At 62.3% G+C, this 17,522-nt stretch carries 18 protein-coding genes; 11 read left to right on the forward strand and 7 right to left on the reverse strand.

All coding sequences use genetic code 11. From position 1 onward, the window contains the following. Positions 1 to 137: 137 nt before the first annotated feature. The 4 genes from EWM57_RS09080 to EWM57_RS09095 all read left to right on the forward strand — a co-directional run bounded on the left by EWM57_RS09080 (position 138) and on the right by EWM57_RS09095 (position 4,500). Positions 138 to 1,397, forward strand: coding sequence for an ABC transporter permease (locus EWM57_RS09080; RefSeq protein WP_129920827.1), 1,260 nt, complete (start codon positions 138 to 140; stop codon positions 1,395 to 1,397). A gap of 203 nt (positions 1,398 to 1,600) precedes the next feature. Further along, positions 1,601 to 2,464 carry an LOG family protein gene (locus EWM57_RS09085; protein WP_129920828.1) on the forward strand — a complete coding sequence of 288 codons (864 nt, stop codon included), beginning with the start codon at positions 1,601 to 1,603 and terminating at the stop codon, positions 2,462 to 2,464. Positions 2,465 to 2,634: 170 nt separating this feature from the next. Next, positions 2,635 to 3,264, forward strand: coding sequence for an RBBP9/YdeN family alpha/beta hydrolase (locus EWM57_RS09090; RefSeq protein ID WP_129920829.1), 630 nt, complete (start codon positions 2,635 to 2,637; stop codon positions 3,262 to 3,264). A gap of 69 nt (positions 3,265 to 3,333) precedes the next feature. Continuing rightward, on the forward strand, positions 3,334 to 4,500 hold the full coding sequence (locus EWM57_RS09095) for a lycopene cyclase family protein (protein ID WP_129920830.1): 1,167 nt from the start codon (positions 3,334 to 3,336) through the stop codon (positions 4,498 to 4,500). A gap of 112 nt (positions 4,501 to 4,612) precedes the next feature. Here EWM57_RS09095 and EWM57_RS09100 read toward each other — a convergent pair whose 3' ends face one another. The 3 genes from EWM57_RS09100 to EWM57_RS09110 all read right to left on the reverse strand — a co-directional run bounded on the left by EWM57_RS09100 (position 4,613) and on the right by EWM57_RS09110 (position 7,128). Beyond that, on the reverse strand, positions 4,613 to 5,356 hold the full coding sequence (locus EWM57_RS09100; RefSeq protein WP_129920831.1) for an ABC transporter ATP-binding protein: 744 nt from the start codon (positions 5,354 to 5,356) through the stop codon (positions 4,613 to 4,615). An 80-nt stretch (positions 5,357 to 5,436) separates the two neighbouring features. Then, positions 5,437 to 5,658: a DUF2795 domain-containing protein gene (locus EWM57_RS09105; RefSeq protein WP_019948259.1), complete on the reverse strand. Its 222-nt coding sequence runs from the start codon at positions 5,656 to 5,658 to the stop codon at positions 5,437 to 5,439. A gap of 150 nt (positions 5,659 to 5,808) precedes the next feature. After that, positions 5,809 to 7,128, reverse strand: coding sequence for a DUF349 domain-containing protein (locus EWM57_RS09110; protein ID WP_129920832.1), 1,320 nt, complete (start codon positions 7,126 to 7,128; stop codon positions 5,809 to 5,811). Between the two features lie 529 nt (positions 7,129 to 7,657). Between EWM57_RS09110 and ettA the strand changes: the two genes are divergently transcribed. Continuing rightward, positions 7,658 to 9,322, forward strand: a complete 1,665-nt coding sequence (ettA, locus tag EWM57_RS09115) for an energy-dependent translational throttle protein EttA (protein ID WP_129920833.1) — start codon at positions 7,658 to 7,660, stop codon at positions 9,320 to 9,322. 78 nt (positions 9,323 to 9,400) lie between these two features. Here ettA and EWM57_RS09120 read toward each other — a convergent pair whose 3' ends face one another. Further along, complete coding sequence (locus tag EWM57_RS09120; RefSeq protein WP_129920834.1) at positions 9,401 to 11,008, reverse strand: Na+/H+ antiporter; 1,608 nt, start codon at positions 11,006 to 11,008, stop codon at positions 9,401 to 9,403. Positions 11,009 to 11,148: 140 nt separating this feature from the next. Here EWM57_RS09120 and EWM57_RS09125 point away from each other — a divergent pair, with 140 nt between their 5' ends. Together EWM57_RS09125 and EWM57_RS09130 are read left to right on the forward strand one after the other, a co-directional pair. Then, positions 11,149 to 12,039: an AraC family transcriptional regulator gene (locus EWM57_RS09125; protein ID WP_129920835.1), complete on the forward strand. Its 891-nt coding sequence runs from the start codon at positions 11,149 to 11,151 to the stop codon at positions 12,037 to 12,039. Between the two features lie 79 nt (positions 12,040 to 12,118). Continuing rightward, positions 12,119 to 12,856, forward strand: a complete 738-nt coding sequence (locus tag EWM57_RS09130) for an SDR family oxidoreductase (protein ID WP_129920836.1) — start codon at positions 12,119 to 12,121, stop codon at positions 12,854 to 12,856. A gap of 30 nt (positions 12,857 to 12,886) precedes the next feature. Here EWM57_RS09130 and EWM57_RS09135 read toward each other — a convergent pair whose 3' ends face one another. From EWM57_RS09135 to EWM57_RS09145, 3 genes are all read right to left on the reverse strand, one after another. After that, positions 12,887 to 13,111 carry a hypothetical protein gene (locus EWM57_RS09135; protein ID WP_129920837.1) on the reverse strand — a complete coding sequence of 75 codons (225 nt, stop codon included), beginning with the start codon at positions 13,109 to 13,111 and terminating at the stop codon, positions 12,887 to 12,889. 154 nt (positions 13,112 to 13,265) lie between these two features. Further along, positions 13,266 to 13,673 (reverse strand): DoxX family protein, encoded by a 408-nt coding sequence (locus EWM57_RS09140; RefSeq protein WP_129920838.1) that lies wholly within the window; start codon positions 13,671 to 13,673, stop codon positions 13,266 to 13,268. 84 nt (positions 13,674 to 13,757) lie between these two features. Further along, positions 13,758 to 14,186 (reverse strand): VOC family protein, encoded by a 429-nt coding sequence (locus EWM57_RS09145; RefSeq protein WP_129920839.1) that lies wholly within the window; start codon positions 14,184 to 14,186, stop codon positions 13,758 to 13,760. A gap of 181 nt (positions 14,187 to 14,367) precedes the next feature. On the opposite strand from EWM57_RS09145, the gene EWM57_RS09150 reads away from it, so the two are divergent. The 4 genes from EWM57_RS09150 (at position 14,368) to EWM57_RS09165 (ending at position 17,290) form a co-directional block, all read left to right on the forward strand. Then, positions 14,368 to 15,351 (forward strand): GlxA family transcriptional regulator, encoded by a 984-nt coding sequence (locus EWM57_RS09150; RefSeq protein ID WP_129920840.1) that lies wholly within the window; start codon positions 14,368 to 14,370, stop codon positions 15,349 to 15,351. A 125-nt stretch (positions 15,352 to 15,476) separates the two neighbouring features. Further along, the gene (locus tag EWM57_RS09155; protein WP_129920841.1) at positions 15,477 to 16,175 is read left to right on the forward strand and encodes a head GIN domain-containing protein; all 699 of its coding nucleotides are present in this window, start codon (positions 15,477 to 15,479) and stop codon (positions 16,173 to 16,175) included. A 149-nt stretch (positions 16,176 to 16,324) separates the two neighbouring features. After that, the gene (locus EWM57_RS09160) at positions 16,325 to 16,750 is read left to right on the forward strand and encodes a hypothetical protein (protein ID WP_129920842.1); all 426 of its coding nucleotides are present in this window, start codon (positions 16,325 to 16,327) and stop codon (positions 16,748 to 16,750) included. Between the two features lie 87 nt (positions 16,751 to 16,837). Beyond that, positions 16,838 to 17,290, forward strand: coding sequence for a hypothetical protein (locus EWM57_RS09165; protein WP_129920843.1), 453 nt, complete (start codon positions 16,838 to 16,840; stop codon positions 17,288 to 17,290). The last annotated feature ends 232 nt before the right edge of the window (positions 17,291 to 17,522 follow it).

Below are 17,522 nucleotides of genomic sequence, written 5' to 3' on the forward strand. Positions count from 1 at the left end.
GCTAATAGGCAGTACGTGGGGAAGCTAACAAAATTTTGGGTTGGCAAAAGTACATACATTGGCGGGATTAATCGTTACTTTTCGCCCGAAATCCGTTATTTGGGCGCGTTGCGCGCCGTCGTTAACCCGCTCCGCCGATGCTCGCCCTGCGCCTGACTCTGGAAAGCTTCCGCTTCGCGTGGCAAGCTCTCAAATCGAACCTGCTGCGCACCATCCTGTCGCTGCTCGGCGTCACGGTCGGCATCTTCGCCATCATTGCCGTCTTTGCCGTCGTCGACTCGCTCGAGGCCAACGTGCGCCAGAGCATGAGCTTCGTGGGCGACAAGGTGATTTACGTGGGCAAGTGGCCCTGGTCGTTCGGTGGCGACTATCCCTGGTGGAAGTACTTCAACCGGCCCGTGCCCACGGTGCGCGAGTTCCGGGAGCTGCAGCGCAACCTGGGGCCCAACAACAAGGGCGTGGCCATCTTTGCCACCACCAACGGCAACACCATGAAGGTGGGCAGCAACAGCGTGGCCGACTGCGCCCTGCAGGGCGTGACCTTCGACTTTCGCCAGGTATCGGACGTGCCCATTGCCGAAGGCCGCTACTTCACCACCCAGGAAATCGATGCCTCGCGCAACGTGGCCATCATCGGGGCTACCATTGCCGAAAACCTGTTTCCCTACGGTTCGGCCCTGGGCCGCGAGTTTACGGCCCGCGGGCGCAAGTTCGTCGTCATCGGGGTGATGCAGAAGGAGGGCAAGAAGCTGCTCGACACGCCCAGCAACGACACGAACTGCATGATTCCGTTCGGCATGTTCACCAAGATGTTTGCCCTCAATACCGGCGGCATGACCGGCGTAACGCCCACTATTGCCGTGAAGGGCCGCGACGACGACCCCGGCCTGCTCGATTTAGAGTACGAGCTCCAGGGCGTGATGCGCAACATTCGTGGCCTCAAGCCCCGGCAGGAAGACAATTTCGCCCTGAACCGCCCCGAAATGATGGCCGATGCCATCAGCAAGCTGTTTTCCATTATCGGGGTGGCGGGGGCCGTCATCGGCAGCTTCGCCATGCTGGTTGGCGGCTTCGGCATTGCCAACATCATGTTCGTGTCGGTGAAGGAGCGCACCAACATCATCGGGATTCAGAAGTCGTTGGGGGCCAAAAACTACTTTATCCTGTTTCAGTTTCTGTTCGAGGCCATCTTTCTGTGCCTGCTCGGCGGGGCCGCGGGCATTTTCCTCGTGTTTCTGATTACGCTCAGTCCCCAGGACTCGCTGCCGCTGTCGTTGTCGGCCGGCAACATCACGCTGGGCCTCACCGTGTCGGTGGTGATTGGGATGCTGGCGGGCATCATTCCGGCCGTTATGGCCTCCAACATGGACCCCGTTATTGCCATTCGCTCCAAGTAAACGGCCCTTCGTAATACCCGGGTAATGCGTTAGGCCGAATGTTAACAAATTGTTAACTTGCGCGTCCCTAATTTTGGTCGCCCCGCTTTTCGTGGGGCGGCTTTCTTTTTGCCTCTTAGTAGAAATTCTTCCACCAGCGGGTCGGCCGGGCCGCTACGGGCTCTTTTGCCTACTGCCGGCCCTGCCAATCCCACTCCGTAGCCATGACCAAACTCAAAAAAACGAGCCGGACCAAGCTCTCCGACGAAGTTCTGAACGCCGGCAGCGGCCAGACTATTCGTCAGCCCGACGTCAACGATAACAAAGTCACCACCATCAGCGACATCCGGGAGCAGACCCACGGGGAGCGCACCGTGCAGCTCGACGACGAGCAGCGCATCCGCAAGGCTTTCGTGGACAAGGACTGGAACGAAATTAAGATTGCCGACTCCTGGCAGATCTTCAAGGTGATGGCCGAGTTCGTGGAGGGCTTCGAGAAGATGTCCAAAATCGGGCCCTGCGTATCCATCTTCGGCTCGGCCCGCACCAAGCCCGACAACCCGTACTATCAGATGGCCGAGGAAATTGCGGCCAAGCTGGTGCGCCACGGCTACGGCGTTATTACGGGCGGCGGCCCCGGCATCATGGAGGCTGGCAACAAGGGCGCCCGCTCCGAGGGTGGCCGCTCGGTGGGCCTCAACATTGAGCTGCCCTTCGAGCAGTTCCACAACATCTACATCGACCCGGACAAAGTCATCAACTTCGATTACTTCTTCGTGCGCAAGGTGATGTTTGTGAAGTACGCTCAGGGCTTCATCGGCATGCCCGGCGGCTTCGGCACGCTGGATGAGCTGTTTGAGGCAATTACGCTGATTCAGACGAAGAAAATCGGTCGTTTCCCGATTGTACTCGTGGGTACCAAGTACTGGCAGGGGATGTTCGACTGGATTCAGCAGGCCATGCTGGAAGACGAGCACAACATCTCGCCCGAAGATATGGACCTCGTGCAGCTCGTGGACGACGCGGCCTCGGCCGTGAAAATCATCGACGACTTCTACTCGAAATACCTGCTCTCGCCCAACTTCTAAGCGAAGGGCAGAAGCTGCTGGAAAGCCGGGCGCTTGCGTCCGGCTTTTTTTATGGCCCAGCTTGCAGTGATAAAAGCACTGTACTATTTTGGGTTTGTTTTAAACTTTTGTGAATTGTCGCCGCTTAGTGCAGTTGTATCAATCCGCTCACTACCCACACCTCTGCTCATATGAGTGCCACCAAACACGTGTATGTTGTGCCCCGCTGGGCTGGCTCCGCCCACGACGACTGGTATCCCTGGCTGAAGCGTCAGTTGGAATCGTTGTCCGATTCCCCCGTTACCTACGAAGTCCACCTGCTCACGATGCCCGCCTGGGACTTGCCCACCATCGAGCAGGCCAACGACTACCTGGCGACCGTGCTGCCCCCGCGGGAGCTCAACGAGAACATATATCTGGTAGGACACAGTGTGGGCTGCCTGGCCATTCTGCACTACCTGGCCCAGGCCGCCGAGCAGTTTCCCGTCCATCCGCCCCAGGTGGGCGGGGTGCTGTGCGTGGCGGGCTGGTTTTCCGTCGACAGCCCCTGGCAGGATATTCTCAACTGGATTCACGCCCCCATCGACTACGAAGCGGCCCGGCGCCTGATTCCGGCCCACAAGCTCACCGTGCTGCTTTCCGACGACGACCCCTACACCTCGGGTTACCAGGAAAACGAGCAGCTGTGGGTGGAGCGGCTTAGCTCCAACGTGAGCATTCTGCCCGGGCGCCAGCACTTCAGCGCCCAGCTCGACGCCGACATTCTGGACGCCCTGCGCGACCTGGCCGAGGCGCCCGCCGCGCTGGCTGTGGAGAAATAACGCGCCATCAGCGCGTAGGAAAGGCACCCGCCGGAAGATTATTCCCCGGCGGGTGCCTTTCTTGCGTCCGTGAAGCACGATTTCGACTACGTAATAGCGGGGGGCGGGGCCGCCGGGCTAAGCTTGGCCTACCACCTAGCCCGGGAGCCCCGCCTGCAGGCGCAACGGGTGCTGCTGCTCGAGCCCGAGGCCAAAGACCAGAACGACCGGACCTGGTCGTTCTGGGCCGATGCGCCCACGCTCTTCGACGAGATTGTGGCGCACGAGTGGGGGCGGCTGGCGTTTCGGAGCCCGCAGTTTGAGCGGGTGTTTCAGCTGCCGCGCCACCGCTACAAAATGATTCGGGGCCTGGACTTTTACCGCTTCGTGCGGGCCGCCCTGGCCGACAATCCGCAGTTTACGCTGGTGCGGGCTACGGTGGAAAAGCTCGAAAATACGGCCGACGGCGCGGTGGCACACACCTCGGCCGGCCGCTTCACCGCCCGCTACGCCTTCGACAGCCGCCCGCCGGTTATCAGTCCGCAGCCCGGGCGCTACCGCTACCAGCTCCAGCATTTTGTGGGCTGGGAGGTAGAAACAGAGCAAGACGTATTCGACCCCACGACGGTGGAATTCATGGATTTTCGGGGCCCGCAGCAGCAAGAGGCGCGCTTCATGTACGTGCTGCCCTTTAGTTCGCGCCGGGCCCTGGTCGAGTACACGCTGTTTTCGGAGCAGGTGCTGCCCCAGGCCGAGTACGAAGCCGCCCTGCACGACTACCTGACCACGACGTTGGGGGTGAAAAGCTATCAGATTACGGCGCAAGAGGTGGGTGCCATCCCGATGACTGACCACCCGCTGCCGCCGCGCGACGGGACCCATATCATCAACCTGGGTACCCGGGCGGGGCGGGCCAAACCCAGCACGGGCTACGCTTTCAAGCGCATTCAGGCGCACAGCGCCCGGCTGGTGGCGGCCCTGGCCCAAACCGGCGCCCCACCCCCGGACTCCACCGGCGACCAATGGCAGTTCCGCTTCTTCGATACCCTGCTGCTCGACATCATGCAGCGCCAAGGCGAGCGGACCCGGGACATTTTTGCCGAGCTATTTGCCCGCAACCCCCTGGAGCGCATCCTCGACTTCCTCGACGAAAAGACCTCCGCCCTGGACAACCTGCGCGTGATGCAGTCCGTGACGCCCTGGCCCTTCCTGCGCTCCATCGGCCACGTGCTGCGCGGCTGGCCGGGGAGGCGGTGAAGTGGTGAACGTATGAAATGGTGAATTGAGGTTCTGGCAACGCGGTTCTGCGCTTTTCGCGCCATCCGCGCCACTGGCGCAGGTTGAAAAGCAAACTCACCACTTCACAAGTTCACCATTTCACCGCCAGGCTGGCTTCGCTTTCCAGGAATTCCCGCTCGGCTTGAACCAGGGCAGAAGAGAGGGGCTGGAGCTGGGGAACGGGGCGGGACAGGTTGAGCAGGTAGCCGGGCATCTCGGCCAGGTTATCGAGGTCGTGGGTGATGCAGAGTACCGTTTTGCCCGCGGCCGCCACCCACTCGTGCAGCAGGCTGAACACGCGGCGGCGGTAGTACACGTCGAGCTGCTGGGTGGGCTCGTCGAGTAGGTAGAGTCCGGCATCCTGCAGGGCCAGTTGGGCCAGCCACACCAGTTGCTGCTCCCCCCCCGACAGTTCGGTGAAGTCGCGGTGGGCGAGGTGGGCGGCTCCCACGCTGCGCAAGGCCTCGGTGGCCAGGGCGTAATCAGCGGCGCCGTAGGCGCTCAGGAAGCGGTGGTGGCGGAAGCGCCCCATTACCACCAGCTCCCGCACGTCGATGGGAAAGCCCACGACCCCGCGCTGGGGCAGGTGGGCCAGCACCCCATTGGCCGCCGGCCGGCGCAGCGTGCGCAGGTCGTGGCCGCCGATGTGGATGGTGCCCTGGTAGGAAAGCTGGCCGGTGAGGGCGCGAAACAGGGTGGTTTTGCCGCAGCCATTGTGCCCGATGATGGCCACGAAGGCCGGCGCAGGCACGCACAAAAAAAGGTTGCGGAGCAGAACGCGCTGTTCATACCCCGCAACCAGATTTTCAACGTTGAGAACCGAAAGCTGAGACATCAGAACGGAGAAGTGGTACAAACACTGCCGACCAGAGAAAACGGTCTGGGTTCTAAAATCTAGGCTCTACGTTCTGACCTTTAGTACTCGTCCTCGTTGAACATGAAGTCCTCTTTGGTCGGATAGTCGGGCCAAACTTCCTCGATGTTCTCGTAGGGCTGGCCGTCGTCTTCCAGAGCCTGCAGGTTCTCTACCACTTCCATCGGGGCGCCCGAGCGGATAGAGTAGTCAATCAATTCATCCTTGGTGGCAGGCCAGGGAGCATCTTCCAAATACGAAGCGAGTTCCAGTGTCCAGTACATAGTCGTGGGTGCTACAAAAAAAAGGTTGGCAAAAGTAGTGGTTTCAAGCCAATTATCCGGCAGTTGGGTTTGCCCAGCAAGCAACAGAACCCAATAGGAGAGATAGGGTTGCTTTAGCAGGCACAACGTAAAATCAGCGTGAATGTTGGCCTACGCCGGCAAGCGCTTGCGCAGAAGCTCGATGAGCTCATTCTTCGTGCGGGTTTTGCGCTCAAACGCGCGGATTTTGCCCTGCAGCATGGTGCGGAAAGCCTCGTTGCCGGGCGTGTCGCTGAGCTTGCCCAGGTTTTCCTCCAGCACGTCCTGCTCCTGCCGGTCGTACTTGATAAACTCGCGCAGGGCCTGAATCCGCAGGTTGACCTGCTCCTCGGGCGTGCCCGCGGGCGTGCCGGTGGTGGCCTGGCGCTTGCGTACGAAGTGCTCCAGGGCACTCATTTCGAATACTTTGTCGCAGGCCAGGATAAACTGCTCCCACACCCGGTCCGACTCTTCGCCGCGCACGGGCCCGACTTTTTTCCAGGCTGCCTGCAGCTCCTTGGCCCGGGTTACGGCTTCGTTCATGGGGCGGGTGAGCAGGGCGTCGGCCTCGGCTACCAGGGCGCGTTTTTTGGCCAGGTTGTCGGTGCCGCTGCTGGCGGCGGCCACGTCGGAATCGGTGCGGGCCTTGGTGCTGATGTGTTCCTTGAGGCGCTCAAAAAACAGGTTGTGCGCCGCCCGGAAGCGAGTCCAGAGCTCATTGGCCTGCTTGCGGGGCAAGGAGCCGCCCACCTCGCGCCAGTCGAGCTGGAGCTGCTTGAGCTTCTTGGTGGTCTCGTCGAAGTCGTTGGAGTGCTGCAGAGCCTCCGACTTGTGAATCAGGTCTTTATACTTGTCGTAGACGCGGTTGACCATGGCCTTCTTCTCGGCCATGAATTCCTTTTTGCGCAGGAAAAAGTCTTCCACGGCGGAGTGAAACCGGGATTCGAGCTCCTCGGTCAACTGCTTATCAACGGGCCCGGTTTTGATCCAGCCCTGGCGCAGGTCCTTGAGCTTTTCGCCGGCTTCCTGCCAGTCCACCACGTCGCGCAGGGCCTCCACTTCCTGAATTAGGCTGATTTTGGTGGTCAGGTTCTTCTCCCGGTTGCGGGCAATGGTCACCTTGATAGCCTCCTCGGCCTCCGTGAGGCGGCGGTGAATGGCTTCGAAGTCGCCGAGGCCGTCGTAGGTGGCAATCTGGTCTTTCAGGTGCAGGGCCTTCATCAGGAAAGAGCCCTTGTTGTCGGACTCCTCCATCTTCTGCAGCAGCTCGTCGACCTTGCCGTGGAAGGTTTCGAAGCGCTGGGCGAAGTAGTGCAGGGCCGCCTCGTCGGATTCTTTTACCAGCCCAACCTGGCGGGCGGGCAGGTCCATGAAGGGCCGGAGCCACACTTGGTCGCCCTCGATGTAGCCATAACGGCGGGCTTCGGCCAGTAGGTGGTCATGTTGTTCCATACAATAAACAGCGCGGGTGACGCTAAAAGAACTAGGTGGTCAGAAAGGAAATCAGAGCGGAATGCTTTACAAGTTTACGGTATGGCTGGCAAATAAGCTGACTCTGCTGCCCCGGCGTCGTCCGCAAAGCTGCCCGGCCGGCCCGAAGGCCGCGGGCGGATGCACGAAACTCAACGGCGGAGCTGCCTTGGCCAACGTAAGAAAAAGCTCCAGGGTTAAGGCGTAACGACGGGAAAATCAGCGGCTCAGCTGGTTGGCGCGGGTGCAACTGCGGCCGTCGGCGCCGGGGCGAGGCAGGGGCTTGGGTGCATGCCCTTGGAGCCGGGGCCCACCCCCGCAAAGGCGCGCTGCCGGAGCAGAATAACGGACGGCGCGCCGGAAAGCCGGTGGTTTTTCGGTTAAATACTTGAAATTTGGAGCGCGCAGCAGCCAGAGCCAACCGGCCGCCGCCCGCACCTGCCTTTTCCGGGGAAGCCCGCCGGCCGCCGGCTGGTTACCCGTTGTTCCATTTACCTCCCAGCCCCCGCCCATGAGCGACCAGACGATTATCTTTTCGATGGCCGGCGTGACCAAAGTCTACCCGCCCCAGAAAACAGTTCTCAAAAACATCTACCTCTCGTTTTTTTACGGCGCCAAAATCGGGGTGCTGGGCTTGAACGGCTCGGGTAAGTCCTCGCTGCTCAAGGTTATTGCCGGCGTCGACAAGCAGATTCAAGGCGAAGTGGTCTGGTCGCCGGGCTACACGGTGGGCTACCTGGAGCAGGAGCCCCAGCTCGACCCGACCAAGACCGTACTCGAAGTGGTGCAGGAAGGCGTGGCTGAAACCGTAGCGCTGCTCAAGGAATTCGACGAAATCAACGAGGCCTTCGGGGCCGAGGATGCCGACTTCGACAAGCTACTCGAACGGCAGGGCACCGTGCAGGAGCGCCTCGACCAGCTCGACGCCTGGAACCTGGACTCCAAGCTGGAGCGGGCCATGGACGCGCTGCGCACTCCCGACGGCGACGCCATCATCGGCAACCTCTCGGGCGGGGAAAAGCGCCGCGTGGCGTTGTGCCGCCTGCTCCTGCAGGAACCCGACGTGCTGCTGCTCGACGAGCCCACCAACCACCTCGACGCTGAGTCGGTGCTCTGGCTCGAGCAGCACTTGCAGCAGTACAAGGGCACCGTCATTGCCGTAACCCACGACCGGTACTTCCTCGACAACGTGGCGGGCTGGATTCTGGAGCTGGACCGCGGCGAGGGTATTCCGTGGAAGGGCAACTACTCCTCCTGGCTGGAGCAGAAGTCGACCCGCCTGGCTCAGGAGGAGAAAACCGAAAGCAAGCGCCAGAAAACCCTGGCCCGGGAGCTGGAGTGGGTGCGCATGTCGCCCAAGGCCCGGCAGGCCAAGAGCAAGGCCCGCGTGGCCGGCTACGACAAGCTGGCCAGTGAGGAAGCCAAGGAGAAAGAGCAGCGCCTGGAGCTATTCATCCCCGACGGCCCCCGCCTGGGCGGGCAGGTTATCGAGGCCCACGGCATCACCAAGGCCTTCGGCGACAAGCTGCTGTTCCACGACCTGAGCTTCTCGCTGCCCCAGGGTGGCATTGTGGGCATCATCGGGCCCAACGGCGCGGGTAAGTCCACGCTGTTTCGCCTCATTACCGAGCAATTGCAGCCCGACGCCGGCAACTTCGAAGTCGGTCCCACGGTGCAGTACGCCTACGTGGACCAGCAGCACGACACGCTGGACCCCAACAAGTCGGTGTTCGAAACCATTTCGGGCGGCACCGAAACCATGCTGCTGGCCGGGCGCCCGGTGAATGCCCGAGCCTACGTGGGCAACTTCAACTTCCGCGGCGGCGACCAGGAAAAGAAGGTCGGCAGCCTCTCGGGCGGGGAGCGGAACCGGGTACACCTGGCCACTACCCTCAAGCAGGGCGCCAACCTTCTCCTGCTCGATGAGCCCACCAACGACCTGGACGTTAACGCTATCCGGGCCCTGGAAGACGCGCTGGAGAACTTTGCCGGCTGCGCCGTCATCATCTCGCACGACCGGTGGTTCCTCGACCGGCTGGCCACCCACATCCTGGCCTTCGAGGGCGACTCGGAAGTGGTCTGGTTCGAGGGCAACTTCTCCGACTACGAGGAAGCCAAGAAAAAGCGCCTCGGCGACGTAGAGCCGAAGCGCGTCCGCTACAAGAAGCTGGGCTAAGTTTTGGCAGTATGAAAGCAAAGGGCCTCCCTGATTCGCGGATCGGGGAGGCCCATTGCCTTGTAGGAAAGGATGGCGCTAGTGCGGCATGTGGTTGATTTTGGCTTCGTCGAGGTCGAGCTGGGCTTCCTGGTGGCGGAGCATTTCTTCCTCGAACGTGTCGCCGGCGCGCAGCACGAACAGCTGCTCGCGCTGCACCTGAAGCACGTCGAGCAGCACCTGGTGGTAGCGTTGCAGGGCCTGGCGCTTGCTTTCGTCGTAGTCGAGGGCGTCGAGCAGGTTGCCGGTGCGCTGGGCCTCGGCCTGCATGCGCTGCTGCAGGGCGCTGATGAGCTCATTTTCCCGGATGTCGGCCTCGTAGTGCTGGGCCAGGTGGGCCAGCGCCGCCCGGCGCAGATGCAGGCGGATACCGGCTTCCTGCTCCTCGGGCGGCATGGCGTCGTCCTGGTCGGCAATGCCGGTGAAGCGGATCAGCAGGGGTAGGGTGAGGCCCTGGAAGACGAGCGTGACCAGAATCACCACGAAGGTGATAAACAGAATCAGGTTGCGCTGGGGAAAAGCCTGCCCGTTGGTCAGCAGCAGGGGCACCGACAAAGCCGAGGCCAACGACACCACCCCGCGCATGCCGGCCCAGCCAATCACCAGCGGGCCCTGCCAGCCGGGGCTGACTTCGGTGGTCCGGATGGAATAGCTCCACCAGCGCGGCACGAAGGCTGCCGGGTACATCCACAGCAGCCGGATTACAATCACCAGCCCGCTGATAACGAGTCCGTAGAAAATGGCCTGCCGCAGCGAATAGGAGCCCAGTCCCTGCACTACCTGGGGCAGCTCCAGCCCGATGAGGATAAACACCAGCCCATTGAGCGCAAAGCCCACGCTGGCCCACACGCTGTTGGTCTGGATGCGGGTGTCGGCATCAAACACCCGGTGGGAGCGAAACGACATCAGCAGGCCCCCGCTAACCACGGCCAGCACGCCCGAGAAGTGAAAGTCCTCGGCCAGCAGGTACATCACGTAGGGCGCCAGAAAGGTCAGCACGGTGTTGATGCTGGGCGTGGTGGGCAGGTAGCGGTGAATCAGGTAGAAGCCGTGGGAAACCACCAAGCCCACCACGAGGCCCATCAGGCTGACCAGCACGAAGCTCGTGGCGGCCTGCTGCCACACAAACGTGCCCGATATCACCGCGGCCAGGGCAAAGCGGAACACAATCAGGCTGCTGGCGTCGTTGATCAGGCTTTCGCCTTCCAGGATGCTGGTCACCCGCCGGGGCACCTTGATGCCTTTCAGCACCGAGGTGGCCGCCACCGCGTCGGGGGGCGAAATGATGCCGCCCAGCAGAAAGCCCAGCGGCAGCGTGAAGCCCGGAATCAGGGCCCGGGAGGCGTAGGCCACGATGGTGGAAGTAAAGAACACCAGGCCAAACGCCAGCAGTCCGATGGGGCGGCGCCAGCGCCAGAAGTCGCGCCAGGAAGTTTCCCAGGCGGCCTGGTAGAGCAGGGGCGGCAGGAAAATCAGGAAAATCAGCTCCGGGTCGATGACGATGGGTGGCAGGCCGGGCACGAAGCCCAGGGCCAGCCCGGCCAGCACCAGAAAGATGGGGTAGGAAATGCGCAGCTTCTGGCTCAGCATCACCAGTAGCAGCATGGCAAACAGCAGGCCCAGAACCAACAAGATATTTTCGTGCATCGCGTAAGGAGGGCCAAGGGTGAAGCGCCGGCGCGGGCGGCGGCCGGAAGGTAGGGGCTGCCCGGCAAAAACGCTACGGTAGCCCCGCCCGCCGCCGCCGGTGGGCCGCCGGCTTTAAGCAAAAGCCGTAATTTTGGCCTATGCCCACGCTTTCCCGCCCGCCGGTTGTTCCGGTCCACCCGTTTCGGCCCGACGCGGCCGTCGGCAACCCCTGGTTTACCATGGCGCGGTCGGAGGGTGGGCTGGTGTACGAGGCCGATCTGCTGCTGCCCCACCGCAAGGCGTACTACCTGCTCGTGTTTGTGCGCCACAACCGCGGCCGCCACTGGGTTGACGGTACGCCCTACGACCGGCAGGACAACCGCATCTATTTCACCAACCCGAGTCAGATTCTGGTAAAGGAAGACCCAACGCCTTCGTGGAGCACTCACCTCACCTTTACCAACGAGTTGCTGGCCCTCGAGCAAAACGCCGTGTTGCGCAGCCTGCCGCTGATTCAGAACCTTCGCCACGGGCACGAGCTGGTTCTCACGTCAGCCGATACAACTTTCGTGGAAGAGCAGCTGGCCCGGCTGGAAACCGAGTACCGCCGCCCCGGGGAGTGGCAGCACCGCATGCTCACGGCCCACCTGACCGTATTGCTCACCTACCTGAGCCGGCTGTACGCCGAGCAGTATCCGGCTGCTGAGCCCTCGGCCGACCAGCGGGTGCTGCGGGCCTACCAGGCGAAGGTGGAAGAGTGCTTTCGGGAGCTGCACGAGGTGGGCGCCTACGCGGAGCTGCTGCACCTGTCGGCGGGGCATTTGAGTGAGGTGGTAAAAGCCCAGAGCGGCAAGCCCGCCATCAAGCACCTGCACGAGCGGCTGGTGCTGGAAGCCCGCCGCCTGCTGCTGTACTCGCCCAGCCCGCTCAAGGAAATTGCCTTCGACCTCGGATTTGCCGAGCCCTCGTACTTCGGCCGCTTCTTCAAGCGCGAAACCGGCGTGACCCCGGCCGAGTACCGCAGCATCAGCCGCAAAATGTACCAGTAATGCCGCGGAATGGGTGCCGGCGGCGGCGGGCGGCGCCGGTAGTTTTGTGCTGTTCATTAACCACCTGACCAGCTTCCTTATGAAAACTGCCCTCATTACCGGCGCCAACAAAAGCATCGGCTTCGAAGCCGCCCGCCAGCTGCTCCGGCTCGGCTACTACGTGTACCTGGGCAGCCGCGACGCCCACAAGGGCCAGCAGGCTGCCGACCAGCTCCGCGCCGAAGGCCTCACCCAGGTGGAGCCCCTGCTGCTCGACGTGACAGATAGCGCCTCCATTACCGCCGCCCGCGCGGCCTTGGGCCAGAAAACACCCGTGCTGGACGTGCTCATCAACAACGCGGGCATCCTGGGCGGCATGTCGCAGCCCGCCCTCACCACCAGCCTCACGACCATCCGGGAAGTGTTCGACACTAACGTGTTCGGGGTAATCGAGGTGACGCAGGCCTTTATCGACCTGCTGCGGGAGTCGGTGGCGCCCCGCATCGTCAACGTCACCTCGGGCCTGGGCTCCCTGACGCTCCACAACGACCCAAGCTGGAAGTACTACGCCGTGAAAGGGGCCGCCTACCAGCCCTCTAAGGCTGCGCTGAACGCCTACACCATTATGCTGGCCTACGAGCTGCGCGACACGCCCTTCAAGGTCAACGCCGTGGACCCAGGCTACACCGCCACCGACTTCAACCACTACAGCGGCCCGGGCACCGTGGCCGATGCCGCCGCCCGCGTGGTGAAAGCCGCGCTGTTGGGCCCCGACGGCCCGACCAGCCAGTTTTTCAGCGACGATAACGCCCCGGAAACCGGCATCAGCCCCTGGTAGGTAGACGGCCTTAGGCGAGCTAGGCCGGGCTTAACTCTCGTCGGGCAGCACCTCGGCGTGGAAGCCGGCTTCGCGCAGGAGCTGAATCAGGCCGGCGGGGGGGATGAAGGCGCCCGGGCTTTCCACCCGCAGAATTCGGTCACAGTCTTCGAGGTCGAAGCTGGCCCGGTAGTCCTGAAAATCGTGGTGAATCTGGGCCAGCAGCTGCCGGGCGTGGCGCCGGGCGCGGACGTTGGTTTTGAACACTTCTACCATAGCGCGGAGGTGTTTCGGGTCGGGGTGGAAAAGCGGCGGCTACTCGTGCCGGGCGGGCCGGCTGGTGGATACCGCCGGCGGAAAGGTAGGCAGGCTTTCGGCTTCGGCGGGAAAGCGGCCGAGTACTGACTAGGGTATCATCGGGCGCAGAAGCTTACGCGGCCGTCGACAGGCTGCCGGTGGCCGGGGCAAAAGCCGCAGCCCCGGTGCGGCGGCGGTTGAGCTGGTAAGACGCCGCAATCAGGGCAAAGCCGACCAGAATGGGTAGCCACTGCGCCGCGGGGTCACCGACGGCCACGCCCGAGTACAGGGCCCCGGCCAAATCAAACACGAAACCGGCGTAAGCCCACTCCCGCAGGCGTGGAAAGCCCGGCACGAGCAAAGCAACTACGCCCAGCAGCTTGGCCACGCCCAGAAAAGGCGACAAATAGGCCGGGTAGCCCAGGTGCTGCAGGCCGGCAATGGCTTCGGGCACGCTGAGCAGGTTGCTGACGCCCGACAGCGTCATCAGGGCGGCCAGCAGGCCGGTGGTCAGCCAGTAAAACAGATTTAGCTTTTTCATAGCGCAGAAAGAAAGGGTGGGGAGAAAATGAGGCGGGAAGTCCCGAAGCCCGGGTGCCGTTCGGCGCCCGGGCTTCGGGGCTACTTACTGCTGGGCGGGCTGAGGCTTGTCGTAGTTGAGCATCCAGTCGATGCCGTACTGGTCGGCGAACATGCCGAAGGTGGCGCCCCAGAACGTGTCCTGCAGCTCCATGTTGATGGTACCGCCGGCTGAGAGCAATCTGTACAGACGCTGGATTTCCTCGGCGCTCTGACAATTAATAGACAGGGAAATCATGTCGCCCTTGGCCGCGAAGCCCAGGCCCGAATCGGAGGCCATCAGCACCATGTCGGGGGTGGTCAGGATGGCGTGCATCACGTTTTGCAGGGCTTCGGGTGCTACCTGCTCGGCGGCCGGCGTACCCGCGAAGGTTTGCACCGTCAGCTCGCCGCCGAGGCACTGCTGGTAGAAGGTCATGGCCTCGCGGCAGTTGCCGTTGAACGTGAGGTAGGGGGTGAGGCGGGGCGTATTCATGGGGTGAAAAAAAGGAGGGTGAAAAAAGAAAAGGAAACCCGTTTGCTAATAAATGTAGTAATATTCGCTACATTTAATCTTTCGACGCCAACAAAATTAGTAAAGCGGCCGGGGCTCCCACAGGGGCATTTCCGACTAATTCCGGGTTAATTGCGACACAACGATATTTCAGCTTGAAGCCATGAAGCACATTGCAATCCTGGTTCCCAAGGGAGCCATTCTGGGCAGCATCGAGGGTCCGCGGCTCGTGTTTTCGGAAGTGAATGCCCTGCTGCGACGCATGGGCCAGCCCCCGCTGTTTCGGGTGCAGCTCGTGGGCCTCGAGCCGGCTACCTCCGTTTGCGGGGGCCTCTACACCGTGGCCGCCGACGAGCTGCTGCCAGACGTGGGCCAAACGGATCTGGTCGTGATTCCGGCCGTGGATGGCGACCTGGAGCAGGCGCTGGAGCACAACCGTGCCTTGTTGCCCTGGATTGTGCAGCAGTACCAGGGCGGGGCCGAAGTGGCCAGCTTGTGCATGGGCGCTTTTCTGCTGGCCGCCACCGGCCTGATTACGGGCCGCCGGTGCACCACTCACTGGGCCGCCGCCCACGAGTTCCGGCGCCTGTTTCCGCAGGTCGAGCTGGTGGAAGACCAACTGATTACCGACGAGCACGGTATCTACTCGAGCGGGGGCGCGATTTCCTACCTGAACTTGGTGCTGTACCTGATTGAGAAGTACGCGGGCCGGGAAATGGCGGTGTTTTGCGCCAAAGTATTCCAAATTGACATCGAGCGGGTCAGTCAGTCGGCCTTCGTGGTCTTCAATGGGCAGAAGGAACACGAGGACGAGCTCATCAAAAAGGCCCAGACTTACATCGAAACCAACTATCGGGAGAAAATATCGGTGGACCAGCTGGCCGAAATGCTGGCGCTGGGCCGGCGCAACCTGGAGCGGCGCTTTAAGAAGGCCACGTCGAACTCGGTGGTGGAATACATTCAGCGGGTGAAGGTGGAAGTAGCCAAGAGCAGCCTGGAGTCGGGGCGGGAAAACGTGAACGAGGTGATGTACAACGTGGGCTATTCCGACCCCAAGGCCTTCCGCGTCACCTTCAAGCGTGTCACGGGCCTGTCGCCCAAGCAGTACCGCAGCAAGTACAACCGCGAGGCGGCCGTGCCGGCGTAGGCCAGCCGGCGGCGTGGTCGGCGCTTGGGCCCGCCACCGAAGGCCCGGGAAAAGTTGAGTGGCTTGGGCAACCCCCGGCCCCGGGTCCGCATCTGACCGAACTGAACCATCTACCCCCTGCTCCCATGAAAAACGCTGTTCTCGCCCTGCTTTTTGGTGCCGCCCTCGGCGTCACGACTACGGCCCAGGCCCAACAAGTAAAGCAAACCCGTTCCGTTGCCACGTTTCAGGCCGTGCACGCCGGGGGAGGTGTCAAAGTCGTTCTAACTCCGGGCGCTGCCACCGCTGTAGTGGTGGAGGCTACGCCCGAGGTCCAGTCCCAGCTGCAGACCACGGTGAAGGACGGGGCGCTGGAAATCGGCTGGGAATCCAGCTTGTCGCTGCGCAACAACCGCCGGGCCACCATCTACGTGACCTGCCCCCGGCTCACGGAGCTGGCCGTAAGCGGGGGCGCCACGGCCAAAGGCACCACGCCATTTACCGTCAGCAGCTTCCGGCTCAGCGCCAGCGGTGGCGCTTCCGTCGATATGGCCCTGGCGGCCAAGGACCTGACCAGTGAGGTTTCCGGGGGCGGCTCGGTGTATCTGAACGGTACGGCGGCCCGGCAGGTGGCCACGGTGAGCGGTGGAGGCTCCTACCACGCCTATCCGCTGCAAAGCACCACGGCCGACGTGCGCGCCAGCAGCGGGGCCACGGCCGAAGTGCAGGTGGCCGGGGAATTGGCGGCCCAGGCCTCCAGCGGGGGCAGCGTGCGCTACAAGGGTGGGGCCCGCCTGACCCGGTCGCAGACCAGCAGCGGCGGCAGCGTGAGCCCCGCCCGCTAGCCTGATTTTGTTTCCATCAGCCCAGCTTTGGTTGCCCAGGCGGCCGGAGCTGGGCTTTTTTACGGCCGGCCGGGGTCCGACTTACGTAGTTGATAATGCCCTGATTTTTACCTACTTTTCGGGTCTTATTCGTTTGCATTGCGCGCCGTATGCCCCTGATTTCTACGCTTGATTTTCTGCAGGTCACGTACCGCCCGGAGCTACGGGTGCTCGTGCTGCGCTGGATGCGGCAAACGACCCTGGCCGAACTCCAGCAGGGCTACCAGGCGCTGCTGGCCGAAGCGGCCACGCACCAGTGTTGGTGCTGGCTGGTGGATGCCCGGCGCCGCGACTCGGCCAACCAGGACGGCACGCAGTGGATGATGGACGTGTTTTTTCCCCAGCTGGCGGGCCAGATCCACCACAAGGTGTATCTGGCGTACCTGTTTGCTCCCACCCACCTGCGGGAGCTGGAGGCCGACAATTCCGTGCCGGCCCTGACGTATTTCGACGGCCGGCCTTACCAAGTGGAGCGTTTCACGGAAGAGCTGGCCGCCATGCAGTGGCTGCAGCAGTGCCAGCGCGGAGGCCAGTAGAAAACGATTTCGCACCCGCAGCAGGACCTTTTGAATCCCGCCCCCGTATTTTTGCTTGTTTCCCAGTTTCAGCTGTTCTGCCCGGGCATGAACCTTATTCCTCTCATCGATACCGCCGGAATTTCCATTGCCTTCGACCAGGACAATGGCTGGCTGTATTCGGACTGGAAGGGCGTGCACGACCAGGATTCGTCGCGGCAGGGCTGCCTGCTGATGCTGGAAGCCCTGCGGCGGCAGCCCTGCCGCAAAATCCTGAACGACAACTCCAACATCATTCACACCAGCTTTCAGATTACGGAGGGCGGTATTGCCTGGCTGCGCGAAATGCGGGCCGCGGGCCTCGAATGCCTGGCCTGGGTGTACCCGCGGCATTTCGAGTCGCGGCAGGCTACGGAAGGGCTGCTGCCGCTGCTGGGGCCGCCCGCGGTGGTGGGGTTCGAGGATCTGGCTACGGCCTACATGTGGCTGAAGAAGTATGAACTACGCAACCTGGTACCCAACCCGGCCGACGACACGCTGACCGGCAAGCTGAGTCGCTAAGCTGAACTGGCTGCTCCGGGCTCGCAACGTTTCTTTGCTCAATCCAACTTCGTGTCGCAGGATTTTTTTGAGGGTGTTTTCACATTGGCAGGGAGCGGGAGAAAGTCGCACCCAGCGGCTTTGTGCCAGGGTATTTTGCTAAAATTCTGACTGGCAATAATTTCTGAACCGGGATAGAGCAAAAATCTGTACGATGATCATACGGGCAAAATAGTATCTTTGCTTCCCGCTC

It is taken from the genome of Hymenobacter persicinus, assembly GCF_004167665.1.
Classification (GTDB): domain Bacteria; phylum Bacteroidota; class Bacteroidia; order Cytophagales; family Hymenobacteraceae; genus Hymenobacter; species Hymenobacter persicinus.

Excerpts from the sequence above, each read along its gene's own strand:
- EWM57_RS09130 (WP_129920836.1), top strand. The coding sequence starts at position 12,119 with ATGAAAACTGCCCTCATTACCGGCGCCAACAAAAGCATCGGCTTCGAA.
- EWM57_RS09160 (WP_129920842.1), top strand. The coding sequence starts at position 16,325 with ATGCCCCTGATTTCTACGCTTGATTTTCTGCAGGTCACGTACCGCCCG.
- EWM57_RS09085 (WP_129920828.1), top strand. The coding sequence starts at position 1,601 with ATGACCAAACTCAAAAAAACGAGCCGGACCAAGCTCTCCGACGAAGTT.
- EWM57_RS09125 (WP_129920835.1), top strand. The coding sequence starts at position 11,149 with ATGCCCACGCTTTCCCGCCCGCCGGTTGTTCCGGTCCACCCGTTTCGG.
- EWM57_RS09155 (WP_129920841.1), top strand. The coding sequence starts at position 15,477 with ATGAAAAACGCTGTTCTCGCCCTGCTTTTTGGTGCCGCCCTCGGCGTC.
- EWM57_RS09165 (WP_129920843.1), top strand. The coding sequence starts at position 16,838 with ATGAACCTTATTCCTCTCATCGATACCGCCGGAATTTCCATTGCCTTC.
- EWM57_RS09080 (WP_129920827.1), top strand. The coding sequence starts at position 138 with ATGCTCGCCCTGCGCCTGACTCTGGAAAGCTTCCGCTTCGCGTGGCAA.
- EWM57_RS09105 (WP_019948259.1), bottom strand. The coding sequence starts at position 5,658 with ATGTACTGGACACTGGAACTCGCTTCGTATTTGGAAGATGCTCCCTGG.
- EWM57_RS09150 (WP_129920840.1), top strand. The coding sequence starts at position 14,368 with ATGAAGCACATTGCAATCCTGGTTCCCAAGGGAGCCATTCTGGGCAGC.
- EWM57_RS09140 (WP_129920838.1), bottom strand. The coding sequence starts at position 13,673 with ATGAAAAAGCTAAATCTGTTTTACTGGCTGACCACCGGCCTGCTGGCC.
- EWM57_RS09100 (WP_129920831.1), bottom strand. The coding sequence starts at position 5,356 with ATGTCTCAGCTTTCGGTTCTCAACGTTGAAAATCTGGTTGCGGGGTAT.
- EWM57_RS09145 (WP_129920839.1), bottom strand. The coding sequence starts at position 14,186 with ATGAATACGCCCCGCCTCACCCCCTACCTCACGTTCAACGGCAACTGC.
- EWM57_RS09110 (WP_129920832.1), bottom strand. The coding sequence starts at position 7,128 with ATGGAACAACATGACCACCTACTGGCCGAAGCCCGCCGTTATGGCTAC.
- ettA (WP_129920833.1), top strand. The coding sequence starts at position 7,658 with ATGAGCGACCAGACGATTATCTTTTCGATGGCCGGCGTGACCAAAGTC.
- EWM57_RS09090 (WP_129920829.1), top strand. The coding sequence starts at position 2,635 with ATGAGTGCCACCAAACACGTGTATGTTGTGCCCCGCTGGGCTGGCTCC.
- EWM57_RS09120 (WP_129920834.1), bottom strand. The coding sequence starts at position 11,008 with ATGCACGAAAATATCTTGTTGGTTCTGGGCCTGCTGTTTGCCATGCTG.
- EWM57_RS09135 (WP_129920837.1), bottom strand. The coding sequence starts at position 13,111 with ATGGTAGAAGTGTTCAAAACCAACGTCCGCGCCCGGCGCCACGCCCGG.